At 36.1% G+C, this 12,243-nt stretch carries 15 protein-coding genes; 5 read left to right on the plus strand and 10 right to left on the minus strand.

Annotation, left to right across the window (positions count from 1 at the left end):
- Positions 1–5 precede the first annotated feature (5 nt).
- The 4 genes from J2S07_RS18440 to J2S07_RS18455 form a co-directional block, all read right to left on the minus strand.
- Positions 6–350 carry a hypothetical protein gene (locus tag J2S07_RS18440; RefSeq protein WP_307151881.1) on the minus strand — a complete coding sequence of 115 codons (345 nt, stop codon included), beginning with the start codon at positions 348–350 and terminating at the stop codon, positions 6–8.
- Between the two features lie 264 nt (positions 351–614).
- Positions 615–1,061: a hypothetical protein gene (locus tag J2S07_RS18445; protein WP_307151882.1), complete on the minus strand. Its 447-nt coding sequence runs from the start codon at positions 1,059–1,061 to the stop codon at positions 615–617.
- A 155-nt stretch (positions 1,062–1,216) separates the two neighbouring features.
- On the minus strand, positions 1,217–1,945 hold the full coding sequence (locus tag J2S07_RS18450; RefSeq protein WP_307151883.1) for a hypothetical protein: 729 nt from the start codon (positions 1,943–1,945) through the stop codon (positions 1,217–1,219).
- A gap of 742 nt (positions 1,946–2,687) precedes the next feature.
- Positions 2,688–3,560: a helix-turn-helix domain-containing protein gene (locus J2S07_RS18455; RefSeq protein ID WP_307151884.1), complete on the minus strand. Its 873-nt coding sequence runs from the start codon at positions 3,558–3,560 to the stop codon at positions 2,688–2,690.
- A gap of 149 nt (positions 3,561–3,709) precedes the next feature.
- Between J2S07_RS18455 and J2S07_RS18460 the strand changes: the two genes are divergently transcribed.
- The 3 genes from J2S07_RS18460 to J2S07_RS18470 all read left to right on the plus strand — a co-directional run bounded on the left by J2S07_RS18460 (position 3,710) and on the right by J2S07_RS18470 (position 5,543).
- On the plus strand, positions 3,710–4,123 hold the full coding sequence (locus J2S07_RS18460) for a hypothetical protein (RefSeq protein WP_307151885.1): 414 nt from the start codon (positions 3,710–3,712) through the stop codon (positions 4,121–4,123).
- 131 nt (positions 4,124–4,254) lie between these two features.
- The gene (locus tag J2S07_RS18465; RefSeq protein ID WP_307151886.1) at positions 4,255–4,416 is read left to right on the plus strand and encodes a DUF1540 domain-containing protein; all 162 of its coding nucleotides are present in this window, start codon (positions 4,255–4,257) and stop codon (positions 4,414–4,416) included.
- 200 nt (positions 4,417–4,616) lie between these two features.
- Complete coding sequence (locus J2S07_RS18470; RefSeq protein ID WP_307151887.1) at positions 4,617–5,543, plus strand: alpha/beta hydrolase; 927 nt, start codon at positions 4,617–4,619, stop codon at positions 5,541–5,543.
- A 39-nt stretch (positions 5,544–5,582) separates the two neighbouring features.
- Here the strand turns inward: J2S07_RS18470 and J2S07_RS18475 are convergent, their stop codons facing one another.
- Positions 5,583–6,152, minus strand: a complete 570-nt coding sequence (locus J2S07_RS18475) for a Uma2 family endonuclease (RefSeq protein ID WP_307151888.1) — start codon at positions 6,150–6,152, stop codon at positions 5,583–5,585.
- A gap of 550 nt (positions 6,153–6,702) precedes the next feature.
- Between J2S07_RS18475 and J2S07_RS18480 the strand changes: the two genes are divergently transcribed.
- Positions 6,703–7,299, plus strand: a complete 597-nt coding sequence (locus J2S07_RS18480) for a class I SAM-dependent methyltransferase (RefSeq protein ID WP_307151889.1) — start codon at positions 6,703–6,705, stop codon at positions 7,297–7,299.
- Between the two features lie 261 nt (positions 7,300–7,560).
- Here the strand turns inward: J2S07_RS18480 and J2S07_RS18485 are convergent, their stop codons facing one another.
- Positions 7,561–8,100: a hypothetical protein gene (locus tag J2S07_RS18485; protein ID WP_307151890.1), complete on the minus strand. Its 540-nt coding sequence runs from the start codon at positions 8,098–8,100 to the stop codon at positions 7,561–7,563.
- A gap of 417 nt (positions 8,101–8,517) precedes the next feature.
- Positions 8,518–9,333, minus strand: coding sequence for an ATP-binding cassette domain-containing protein (locus J2S07_RS18490; RefSeq protein ID WP_307151891.1), 816 nt, complete (start codon positions 9,331–9,333; stop codon positions 8,518–8,520).
- Positions 9,334–9,549: 216 nt separating this feature from the next.
- Between J2S07_RS18490 and J2S07_RS18495 the strand changes: the two genes are divergently transcribed.
- Complete coding sequence (locus J2S07_RS18495) at positions 9,550–10,161, plus strand: phosphatase PAP2 family protein (protein WP_307151920.1); 612 nt, start codon at positions 9,550–9,552, stop codon at positions 10,159–10,161.
- Between the two features lie 3 nt (positions 10,162–10,164).
- Here the strand turns inward: J2S07_RS18495 and J2S07_RS18500 are convergent, their stop codons facing one another.
- The 3 genes from J2S07_RS18500 to J2S07_RS18510 are packed head-to-tail and all read right to left on the minus strand — an operon-like array spanning position 10,165 to position 12,089.
- Positions 10,165–11,175, minus strand: coding sequence for a DUF4097 family beta strand repeat-containing protein (locus J2S07_RS18500; protein ID WP_307151892.1), 1,011 nt, complete (start codon positions 11,173–11,175; stop codon positions 10,165–10,167).
- A 1-nt stretch (position 11,176) separates the two neighbouring features.
- On the minus strand, positions 11,177–11,776 hold the full coding sequence (locus J2S07_RS18505; protein ID WP_307151893.1) for a DUF1700 domain-containing protein: 600 nt from the start codon (positions 11,774–11,776) through the stop codon (positions 11,177–11,179).
- Positions 11,769–12,089: a PadR family transcriptional regulator gene (locus J2S07_RS18510; protein WP_307151894.1), complete on the minus strand. Its 321-nt coding sequence runs from the start codon at positions 12,087–12,089 to the stop codon at positions 11,769–11,771. Before J2S07_RS18510 ends, J2S07_RS18505 begins: the two co-directional genes overlap by 8 nt.
- Positions 12,090–12,243 lie beyond the last annotated feature (154 nt).

Genomic DNA, 12,243 nt, shown 5'->3' on the forward strand with positions numbered 1-12,243 from the left:
CATTTCTACATTGTCGCATAAATCCCACTAAAAGTACCGCCACAAAATTTTCCTAAAACAATAAAAACCACTGCCATTGAAAGTGGCAGCAGACAACAATCGCAGTCTAATTTCCTAGGAAGAGGGATATCAATACAATCAACAGAACCACAGCAATCACTTACCCATTCCTCTTTCTTCTTTTTTCTTCCCCGTGCCTTTTTTCTTTTTTCATAAAACTGAACAAATGCATATGAAGTTAGAGCTCCGCTTAAAAGAACCGGCCCTCCCACTATGTAAGATTGAAGAAAAAAGAGAACGATTCCTGTTATGACAAACATTTGCGAAATGGTTAAACCGATAAAGAACAAAATGAATCCCTCGTTTCCTTATTTTGAAAGTAATTATTGTTTATTATAATTTTTAACGTTGTTAGATCCAATTGTTTTTGTGAAGAGGGTTTGATCCTGAAAAATCTTGAAGGCAATAAAAAATGGACTAACCGATATTGTTAGCCCGTTTAGGATCTATTTTTACCATATAAATGAGTCCAATGCAGTCACTGAGTAGTTCTCAGCTTTTCATTTTGTTTGAAAGCTCAATATTTGCGTTGGAGCGTTGTTATGAATCAATGATTATTTATTACCCCTTATTAAATAGTCACTCAATTGGTTAAAAACTTCTCCTACCTTATCCTCATTAACTCTGAATTTTTTATTATTACTTAGTAAATATCCTTGATTGTTCATTATTACTTCATAATTGTCTATTTTGCCGTTATTATCAATGTAAAAAACGGTAAATCTTATTGAAATAGCATCATTTCTAATAAGTTTATTGCCAATCGACCTCGTGTAAGACGCTGAACTAAGAATATCCTTAATCCTCTCTATTTCCCGGGTTTCTTTTATTTGAACCGTGAAAAGTTCTACTTCTCCTTCATTAATGTAATCACCAAAGTCTAAATGACTTATCTTTTCAACATGTGGGAAAACCTTATTCATTGATGATGAAAATATATAAGGTGAGAAACCAATGATCAGAATAACAATGAGTATTAAGAAGAAGATAATTTTCTTCAAAAAGATACCCCCAATGTTGTCTATATTCTAGAAAACAGGCCATCACCCATGATTAGCCTGTTTTTAATAACCAATTTGTTTAAAGTAATATTCATCAACTAGGCGATTTTTTCAATACAAAATGGGATGTGTCGACTTGATATACTTCTTAGATATTATTTTAAGGCACTATTAAAATAAATATCGTAGAAAATATGAGCCGTAGTTTTATTATTCCAGTAGCCTAAGCTTGATTTATACTCATATGCTCTTTTATCAGTATTTAGATAATCGGCATTTCTCATGAATGTTGACTGTTTTTTCTGTGTTTGAACACCTGATTCAATTTTATCAACAATTACATCCATCCAATATTGATCAGATATAGCTCCTAATTTATAGTCACTACTAGGGTACATAATGCTTGTATACTTTCTCCACTTATCTTCAATAAAATACACCTTAATTTTATCCCCCGTAGAGCCACCTACATAAGGATCCTCACCGAAAATGTTAACCAATCTTATTGCTAATCCAGAGTAAGGAATATTCTTCAAAACAGATTGTGCTGAATCACTTGCAGCAACTTTTGCCGCATTTGTTAGCACTTTATTATACCACTCCTTTGCAAAAGATGAGTTTGAAAAATCTGTTTCTCCTGTATCTGAAGTGTAGTTTTCGACAACTAATACCTCATCTTTATATCTTTGAGATCCATATCCCGTATAGTAAACAGGTGGTTGATAATAACTTGCAATAGAAAAAATTGTATCTGTATTGTTTCCCTCTATTAAATTCGGTGAATAGATTATTACATTTACATCACTTTGTCCTTTTTCCTCTATTGTTTTTGCAAGTTGATATATATCTTCCTTAAGATAATCAGATAGTCGATTGTCATTCAATATCTCATCTAAATTCTTTAGGTCTACCTCTTTTCTTTCAACTGCTTGAAACTTGTCTTGAGAAGTTAAGATTACATACTCGAACTCTAGGTCATTATCATCAATTAGTTTATATAGATCTTTCTCTATTTTTTTTGCTTTGAAAAACTTCTGTTCTTTATTCTTTAATTTTTCTATTTTAAAAGAACCATGACCTTCTGAAACTATCGTTATCGTTTCTTGTTCTAATTCATTAGTCGGGTCTTCTGTAGTACCTGCAAAAGTAACACCTGGGGTTAAAGCTACAAATGTTAAAAAACCAATGGTTAAAGATAATATTAACTACTTCATTTAATTTCCTCCATCCCATTTATTTGTATCCTAGGTTCCTAGTAATTCTTTTTCTTATAGTAGATTTAACTTAGTTTGTCTTCTTCTTAACCTATTTTAATGCCGGTCAGGTAAGTCATAAGGAACTATTTCCTCCAAGCAACTAAAATGTTGATTTAGTTCATTAATTGGTAGAAAATAATTCATAATTCCTAGAAAATTTGATAAAACTAGGCTATAAATTAAAACCTTCAGAATTTTCCTCATAGAATCCCTCCTTTTCTACCACTATATCAACTTTCTTAAAATGCTGATTTTGTCGAAAGGAAGAAATTTTGATATATTTCATAGTCCATTCTCTTGTTTTCTTATAAATTTAACAAAACCCATAACAATACGAATAGTTTCGACAAAATTCTATTAATTCCCCTTGCTAGATTCCCAGTAATTCTTTTCTAAAGTGATGAACTTGTTTTACAAATTCCTGATTGTCTTGAATCTCAAAAATTTTGGTAGCCCTCTCAAAGGCTTCGATCGCATTATTGTGCTCACCCATTCTTGCATAGTTTGACCCTAATTGATATTGGAGCTCTCCGAATAAATAAAGAACTTCATTTTTTTTGCAAAGTGCCACTCCTTCTATACAGAGCTCCTTCGATTCCTCATATTTTCCGATATCGGTTAATAGTTTCGATAGCCCATAAAGAAGACGAATTTTAAGGATTTTATTGGATAGTGGAGCAAATTTTATCGTATTTAGACATTGGCGGAAGAGCTTTTCTGCCTCCACATATTGCTTTTGGTCTTTTCTAATAATGGCCATGCTATTTAGGATTTCCAGTTCTGTTTCTCTGTAGAACCTTTTTTGTGGGTGCGCTGTTAACGTGAAAGCATGATGAAGAAGAAGGATCGCCTTGTCCGATTCTTGATCGAGATAATGAATACAAATCGCTTCATGCCATAATAAGAATTGCTGATTTTCTGTATTTTGAAAGAGAGGATTGAGCATTTCAGTTTTTACAATTTTTCTTAATCTTTGATAATCTCGTTCCCTTTTGCATTCATCTATTAATTCTTTAACCTCTTTCAAATAATCTAGCCGTGGCGTCTCCATAAATTCAAAGAAATAATTCATATCGACCCCTAATTTCTTAGATAACCTATACAGAGCCATTGCCGAAGGGATCTCATTTTTGTTTTCCATTTTAGATAACTGTGCTTGAGAGCATATATCCCTCGATAACTCCTCTTGACTTAATCCCGCCATTTTACGCAAAGCTTTGATGGCTTGGCCAATTTCGCTCAAGTGAACCACTCCCCCATCAAAAAATCTATGTATTATATTTAGGCAGGCAAACGTCAAAACCCTTCAAACATTTGAGTCCTTCCTCTGTAATAACCGATTTCCTACCTAAGAATATGATAAATATAGGGATTGACGGGAGTGAGCAGAAGATGGGGAATAAAAGACGTGAGACTAGTTCTCAGAAAGAGAAAGAAAAAAAGACAGACGACGATGCAAAAATTAATGAGTTAAAAATCAAAATCCTCACAAGCTTGTGGATTCAAACTTTTGCCCAGGTTCTAGAGGCCACATCCGTTACAGAATTATTCTACCTAGAGGAGCAAAAGCCAGGTTCTGAGGAAATTGTGATTGGTATTTGGATACAAGCAATTGGACAATTAGTTGAAACGATTGGCGTTAGTGAACAGGTAATGCGTGGTGAAGATATCTTCCCATTTAGATCGCAACGCACTTCTGTGACAGGGGATTGGATTCAATCGATGGGTGCTGCCGTCGAAGCAACCGGAGGTGAAAGGGTTCTGCATTATAATCTTCTTAGAGGTAGGGATGGTTTAATCCCATAAGCTCTTTTCACAAACACAGTTGCTCTCTGTCCCTTAAGACAAATTTTTGTTAATTTGGAAATGGAATAATAGCCCCTTGAAAGAATACGACCATTCGAATGGTTTATCCTATTCGTTAAGGGGGTGTTTCAATGGCGCAAGACGTGCTATGCGAAGTAGGCAGCTGTGTTTACAACATTAATAATGAGAACAGATGCGGGGCCTCTCAAATTTATGTCGTGAATAACAAGAGTAAGGATGCTTCTACAAGTGCGGAAACCGACTGCAAGACATTTGAACCAGCAGACCTTTAATTGTCAACGAAAAGGCAACCAGCTTTGGTTGTCTTTTCTTTTGCGTTTTCATGCGGACTATGGCTTCTAAATAACCTATTTTTATTATTGATAATCATTATCAGTGTTATTCAAGAATTTTTGCCCTTTAAGTCGTTTCTATGTTTTAACTTTCTTCAGAATGGTAAAATAAAGAAAAAAGCATCTTGGAGGGATGGTCTTTGAAAAGAGCGTTCCGCTACCTCTTCTCTTTTTTGCTCGTGTTTCTTTCGTTTGGAGTTTATTTTTCCAATCGCATTATGTATATGAAAAAGAAGGATGACGATTTTATTTTCAACCGTGAAAAAGAAGCAGGGAGACTCAATCCTGCTGAATTCGGGCGTCTTCCAAAAAGAGAAATTCTGCTCCAGTCGCATTTCGGTTATCATTTGAAAGCCCTTGTGGTTGAACCTCACCAAACAAACCGGTATGTGATAATTTGCCATGGGGTAACCGAAAATAAAATCAACTCGATAAAATATATGAATCTTTTCCTAGAAAGAGGATTCAATGCCCTTATTTACGATCATCGCAGGCATGGCGAATCTGGGGGAAAGACGACAAGCTTTGGTCATTTTGAAAAATTCGACCTGAAAACGATTGTTGATTGGCTGAAGCTTGACCGCGGACCCGATCTCATTCTTGGCATTCACGGTGAATCGATGGGAGCAGCAACAATGCTTCTTTATGCCGGAATGATCGAGGATGGCGCCGACTTTTATATTGCAGACTGCCCTTTTTCCGATTTTCGGGAGCAGCTCGGCTATCGCTTAAAAACGGAAATGAAGTTGCCACCTAGACTGTTTTTACCTGTGGCCGACCTGTTCGTTAAAATGCGCCAGAAATATTCCTTGCGGGACGTTTCCCCGATCGCCGTGATTGACAATATTAAAAAGCCGATTCTTTTCATTCATAGCAAAAAGGATGACTTCATCCTGCCAACGATGACAGAGGCCCTTTATGAACAAAAGAAAGGACCGAAGAAGCTTTTCATTGCGGAAAACGGCATCCATGCCCAGTCATTGAATGAAAATAAGGAAGATTACGCTAAGGTTGTGGATGAGTTTCTGGCGGAGTATGGGTTTGACCAACCCTCAAATACAAATTAAAGCTGACATATATGGTACTTTTGTCAGCTTTCGCTTTCTCTATATAAGTATTGCTTCCAAATTGATCCTCAAATCATTTAATACATTCACAGAAACCGTATCTTCTTTCGTAAAAACTCCTTGGAATTGATAGTGCTCACCAACCAAAAGATGTACCTCTACAGATTCGTTGTTCGGATCGACCAGCCAATATTCTTTTACCCCTGCTTTTTCGTAAAGCTGGTATTTCATCCAGCGATCTAGCTTGACTGATGAAGGTGAAAGGACTTCAATAATCATGTCAGGTGCCCCGTTGCAGCCTGTGTCATCAAGCTTTTCCAAATCATAAATGAGTGACAGGTCAGGCTGGACAACATTTTTCACATCATCATCCTGTTTATTTTCTGCCAATAATCTTACATCGAAAGGGGGAAAAAACACCTCGCATTCTTTACCTTGGAGATATACTGAAAAAGCAGTAGATAGCTCTCTGAGAACCTGTTGATGCCTACGTGATGGGGCAGGGGACATATTATAAATTTCCCCATCGATTAATTCAATTCTTTCTCCCTCATCCCATGAGAGATAATCTTTGTAGGAATATTTTTCCTTTTTACTTGGAATGGCCATTCATATCATTCCCTCCGTCTTCACTTGATCTAATATTAGCAAACAATTCTAATGATTTCCAAATCAACATAAATCTAATGAGCCAATTAATAATACATAACAAACCGCCGTTGTAATTACGGTCAAGAGAAGCACCAATGTTAACATACTTTTTACCACTGAATAATAAATGTACCAGTAAATGACGAATAAAATGCCACTATTTCTTCTGATTGGTTAAAGTTAAAAGCATACGTATTTTGAATTTTAGATTTTATTCTTGTTATACTAATTTGGTTGAATATCAATAAAACTTTCACAAACGGACCATATTGTGAAATATGATATTTCGGGTGACAATATAGATGGGATGATTGTGACCATTTACGAATGATAAATGAAAATAAGAAAGGCTTCTACGGCATGAAAAGAACGAGGCTACAAGAATTTATGCTCATCTTAGCGGAAAATTAAGCTACAAATAGGTACTATTCATGAATCGTGCCAGTTTGGGACATAAATCAGATCAAGTAACGTTGTAAGAAATATACTTAGGCTAGAGGAGCAGAATATGGAAAATAATATTTTTGAACAGATGGCAAAAAAATATGATACAGAAGAACGAATTGAATTAGCCAAAGTTATAGTTAAGGAGGTAAGACCAGAATTACAAGATAGTAAATCGAAATCATTGATAGACTATGGTAGTGGCACTGGTCTAATCTGTTTGGAACTGTCAGACATGGTGGACTCTGTTTTGTTGGTGGATTCATCAAAACAAATGTTAGATGTTGCAAAAGAAAAAATTTCACGCAAAGGGATTACAAACTCCAAGGTGATTCATGCAGATTTTACCGAAGAAACACCTAAACTTAAGGCAGACATAGTTTTAATGTCGTTAGTTCTTCTTCATATTCAAGATACTAAAAAAATTCTACAAGAATTATTTAATGTTTTAAATACTGGTGGCAAATTAATTATTATTGATTTTGACGAAAACGATAAAGTAAGTCATCCAAAGGTTCATAATGGTTTTTCGCATGAAAGCCTTAAAAAAATATTATCAGAAGTTGGATTCAAATCCACCAAAATTAAGACCTTCTATCACGGAAATCGTATTTTTGTGAACCAAGATGCCTCAATGTTTATAGCCAGTAGTATAAAGTGATTTCTTGATAATGCTTCCGGTGTGAATGAGTATCCAAGTGTATTTTTTGAATAAGTGTTCAGCTATCAAGCACGATTGTTAAAGATCAAAAGCCTAATTCCTCGCTAAAAGAAGGAGGAATTAAGCTTTTAATCTTTCATTATTTTAAATCTTTCCCCATTGGAAAATGTCGTGGCAACAAGCAGTAAGCCCTATGATAATGACCAGTAAAATAGATAGCAGAAGTGATACATTCTTATGGCCGTAATCACGTTGTGCATTTTACCTTTTTTTGTACTCTTCTACGATTTCTCCTTGACTATTAAGCCCGTTGACCAGCAAATAATCGCCTATTTTAAAAAAATACCTGCTGTTATCCCCATAAATGATCTGTGCCTCTTCAAAATGCCCCTCTTCCTTCGCTACCTGAACAGAGTGGATTTGTCCGTTCTCAATTTTCCCGAAAATCACAGGAAGCTTTTGCAACAGTTTGCCCTTTTTATCATAATCATAAAATGCATTCATATAGACAGTCATATTGGGATTTTCTTGATAATACCAGTGATTATTGCCCGCATTTTCCCATCTTGATTTATGATCCTTTTTCAAAAAGGCAACGGCCAGCGCCTCAATGAGCTCTGTTTCTTTTTTCTGTTCGGTTATGTATAAGATAATTTCTCCATCCTCGACCTGTTCCGCATATATGATTTTCGTCATATTAAAAGGAATGTCCGTTTTAATGGCATCCTCTAAAGAATCAGACTTACAAGCGGTTAATAAGATTAGTAAAAACAGCAAGCAAAAGACTCTTTTCTCCTTCATTCTTCACCTCCTGCTTCGCATTAGTACTATCTAATGTGAAAGCAAAGGGAAAAATGACAATTTTAATGATGAGCTTGTTAAAAATTTTGATATATCTTTTTCCAAGACTAAAAATGTATACGAATTAACGTTCCTTTTTCTTAAAGAGAAGTACTACGAATAGCATACCTATGAAGAGATAAATCAGTACAAAGATTCCATCTAGCATAATTAGTGGTATGATTTGGCCCTGTTCCCCGCCTTCCATATGTCCAACCACCTTAAATGTTGGAGGGAATATCCACAAAACCCACTTGAATACTCCACTTATTTCTAGAATCGATTTGGAAGAATGCTAAAAAGATTGCGGTTGGTGGGATAAATTTCAATGAGCGTATAAAACTTATCAATTGGTATCGAATAAATGCTGACAACGTCCTACCTCTTCTCTTTTAATTCAACGATTGAGCATCCCCGCTCAAGTAACATGCGTAAGACCTGATCCGAGTCCTTCGCAGCTACGATGATTTCAGCGGAGTGCTCCCCAATAAATTCATGCGTCATCCAAGGAATATCAACGATTTCCTCCTTGTTCGGAATAATCGCCTTGATCTTTCTAACATTCTCCTTTTTAGCATTAGGAGAATCAGAGAATATTTTTCCAGCATCGATTCCTATCACTCTATCAGCTAATCCTTCAATCAGGAGTGGTTCATGGGCCGTAAAAATAATCGTTATTTCCTTTTGAAGAGAGAGCAACTGTTGCAAAAGCTCATTTTGTGTCTTCTCATCCAACCCCGTCAGAGGCTCATCCAATAATAATAAATCAGGATTTTTCAACAATGCCTGTATAATTCCGACCTTCTGTTTTGTGCCTTTTGAGCATTTTCTTATCGGGGTCTGAAGGAAATCCATAATATCAAAAGCTTTCGCATAATCCTCAATTATTTTTAATAGTTCCTTCTCTGGTTTTCGGGTCATCTTCCCCATTAAAAGCAAATAATCCATGACACCGAAACGAATATTCTCTGGGAAATGTTCTGGCACATACCCTATTCCCATTTTAGCTCGCTTCACCCTACCGGTATTTTCTTCATAGATTCCAGCAATCAGCTTTAGTAGGCTGCTTTTTCCAGAGCCATTTGAACCAACGATAGCGACCTTCTCGCCCCGTGAAATACTCAAAGATATATCTCGAAGAACCTTGATTCCATCAATCTGTTTGCCAGCATCCTTTGCCTCAAATATTTTCATCATAAAACCCCATTAAAAAATCCCCAAACTTGTCTTTATCCTTCATACCCTGCTCCTCCTTATCTCAAGCTTACCAAAAAGAGCACTATTTTTTCCACAATGTTCCGTTTCCATCATTCCCCGAAAAGAATTCTTTCTCACAAAATGGGAAAAATACGATAGAGATTGTTATTGGAGTGATGTACGATTCGTTTAAGATTAATTATTTTGCTAATCATGTTCATCATCATTTTTAGCTTAATTGCTTATTTAATGGAAATAGAAAAGCTCATTTCTTTTGATAGCCTTATCATCGCTTTTGTACAAGGCTTTGAAACCGAATTCCTAACCGCTATTATGAAGTTCTTCAGCTTTATTGGGTCCACCGTTTCTGTCATTATTATTTCTATCGGTTCAGCCTTATATCTGTATTACGTGCTTCGCCACCGGAGAGAATTGATTCTCCTAGCTATTACAATGATTGGTTCGACCCTTTTAAATATTTTACTTAAATCCATCTTCCAAAGAGCCCGTCCGGAGATTAACCAAATCGTTTTCGAGGAAGGATTTAGCTTTCCAAGCGGGCATTCCATGGCTGCTTTTTCATTATACGGGATTTTGACCTTTCTACTATGGCGACATATCAAGACTAGAATAGGAAGAGGACTGTTGCTCACTATTAATAGTTTGATGATACTTCTTATCGGCCTGAGCCGAATCTATCTTGGTGTCCATTATCCATCAGATGTCATCGCTGCATATGCTGCAAGTGGATTTTGGCTATTTACAGTTATTTGGTTTTTTCAATGGGTGCAAGAAAGAAGGCATAATACCACTCAAGCTTCTTGAAGATTACTTTTTAAGACTGAAAAAGAGACGAGGTTTCCCCCGTCTCACTTCCTTAAAAGACAATTTGAACGTCTCCATCATTTGAATCGATGTCCAGCTCATGTTCTGTGTTTGTTTTATTAGTTGCCTTATTTTGTATTCATTATCATTTACTGAAATATCCCCAAAGTCCGTGCGGATGCTATAGCTCAATTCTGATTCTTTATTTAAAAGCTTAAGAGTGATATCCCCAAAGCTTGAATGAATCTGTGATTTGCCAAATAACATTCCTTGTATATCGATATCACCGTCATTGCTTTTCAACGTAAGTCCATGGGTCATAATATTTCGGAAGGTGAGATCACCGAACTCATTATTAAAAACAGTTGAAGAAGCATCTAAGTCATCAAACACCGCATCTCCATCATTCATCTCCACCTGTAAATTGACTGTCTTAATTTTGCTACCTGTAATATCTCCAAATTGATTTTCAATTGTTAAATCATTGGATTGTAAATCCTTAATAATAATATCCCCGTCGGTCGAAAGAATGTCCATTTTATCCACTTTCATCTCACCTAAGCGAATATCTCCAAAGTTGTTCACTATTAAAATATCAGAGAACTTTGCGTCCTTTGGAACATAAATCTTCACTACTGGCTGCGGAATGCTCGTTATCGTTATATTCAGCAAAAATTTCGGATCAGACTTTTGTTCTTCACTAGTTAGAATAAGGGTGTCATTCTCTACTTCATGGGTTATCTCTATTCCTTTTAATCTTTCTATTTCAAGTTTGTATTCTGTTGATGGAATAATCTCTACATCGGCATCATCAAGATTAACCTTTATATTCGAAAAGGAAGGCAAAGAAAATTCCTCTTCTATCCGATCTTCAGGTCCGATTACTTTAAAGCCATCCTTCGTATTTGTAATGGTAAACCTTGCTCCTGCTGACAAGCCGATAGCTCCAAGTATAATTCCGACAACTATCATGCAGCTTGCAATGAGCGTCATTGTTTTTTTAGAGGTTTTCATTTTACATCCCCTCCTTACGTCTACGTGTAATTTTATCGAAAAGCCTTTTCAGCCATTTGGCTAATGAATGGCTTATTTTCTTTGTTACTAACACAAGTGGAGGGAATAAAAGAATTCCTATTCCAGAAGCTGTTAATCCAATGCCAATAAAGAAAATAGACGTTTGCCAATGCTGTGTAATAACAGCGAGCCCTGCTACAATACTAACGATACCTGATAAGACTAGAGATACATTTAGAAGAAAGAATGTTAATAAAAATGTTCCACCTAGTAAGACTAGGGTAAAGACAAGACAAATAACTAGCAGAAGCAATGGTAGGGCGATCGGTGATGCTAGTATAGCTAGAATGATAAACCAAACCGCTGACAGCCCTTTTTTAGCAGTGCTTGATTCATTGTCTAACCCTTTTACTGCATATTCAGCTAAAATTTGCGAGGCTACAAGAGCCGGCGAGCCCAGTTTCGCAACAACCTCTGCCGTATTTTCTTCTCCCGCTTCTTCAAAATATTCATTATAAAAATCTAGCGCAGCATCTATTTCTTCATTAGGCAATTTTTTAAGCTTACGCCGCAATGCCTTTAAATACTCTTCCCTACTCATGCTTTTCTCCCCCTAATAGGACTGAATCAATTTTTTGCTTATAATCTATCCACTCTTCAAGCAGTTCTTTGTACTTGGCACGACCACTTTCGGTAATTCGGTAATAGCGTCGATTTCTCCCTTGATATGATTGATCATAGGTTGTTAAATAATCCCCTTTCTGTAGCCTGCGGAGAACTGGATAAAGGGTCGATTCTGAAATATCCATTACCTCACGAACTTGCTGCGTAAGAGAATACCCGTATGCATCCTCCTTTGCTAGTACGGCAAGTACGCAGGCATCAAGTAAAGAGGAACCGAGCTGAAATGACATAACTGTACACCTCCATTTATTATACATGAGCACATATTATACGTCATATAATATTATTAATAGCCATATTATATGGCGTATAATATATAGTGTCAATATTTGATTTATCAATTTTTAAAAATAATTGTTTTCCATTTCAAACAAGGAGCTTTCA

Source organism: Anoxybacillus andreesenii, assembly GCF_030813005.1.
Lineage (GTDB): Bacteria > Bacillota > Bacilli > Bacillales > Cytobacillaceae > Robertmurraya > Robertmurraya andreesenii.

Excerpts from the sequence above, each read along its gene's own strand:
- J2S07_RS18460 (WP_307151885.1), top strand. The coding sequence starts at position 3,710 with ATGGGGAATAAAAGACGTGAGACTAGTTCTCAGAAAGAGAAAGAAAAA.
- J2S07_RS18490 (WP_307151891.1), bottom strand. The coding sequence starts at position 9,333 with ATGAAAATATTTGAGGCAAAGGATGCTGGCAAACAGATTGATGGAATC.
- J2S07_RS18500 (WP_307151892.1), bottom strand. The coding sequence starts at position 11,175 with ATGAAAACCTCTAAAAAAACAATGACGCTCATTGCAAGCTGCATGATA.
- J2S07_RS18480 (WP_307151889.1), top strand. The coding sequence starts at position 6,703 with ATGGAAAATAATATTTTTGAACAGATGGCAAAAAAATATGATACAGAA.
- J2S07_RS18465 (WP_307151886.1), top strand. The coding sequence starts at position 4,255 with ATGGCGCAAGACGTGCTATGCGAAGTAGGCAGCTGTGTTTACAACATT.
- J2S07_RS18510 (WP_307151894.1), bottom strand. The coding sequence starts at position 12,089 with ATGTCATTTCAGCTCGGTTCCTCTTTACTTGATGCCTGCGTACTTGCC.
- J2S07_RS18495 (WP_307151920.1), top strand. The coding sequence starts at position 9,550 with ATGTTCATCATCATTTTTAGCTTAATTGCTTATTTAATGGAAATAGAA.
- J2S07_RS18475 (WP_307151888.1), bottom strand. The coding sequence starts at position 6,152 with ATGGCCATTCCAAGTAAAAAGGAAAAATATTCCTACAAAGATTATCTC.
- J2S07_RS18505 (WP_307151893.1), bottom strand. The coding sequence starts at position 11,776 with ATGAGTAGGGAAGAGTATTTAAAGGCATTGCGGCGTAAGCTTAAAAAA.
- J2S07_RS18485 (WP_307151890.1), bottom strand. The coding sequence starts at position 8,100 with ATGAAGGAGAAAAGAGTCTTTTGCTTGCTGTTTTTACTAATCTTATTA.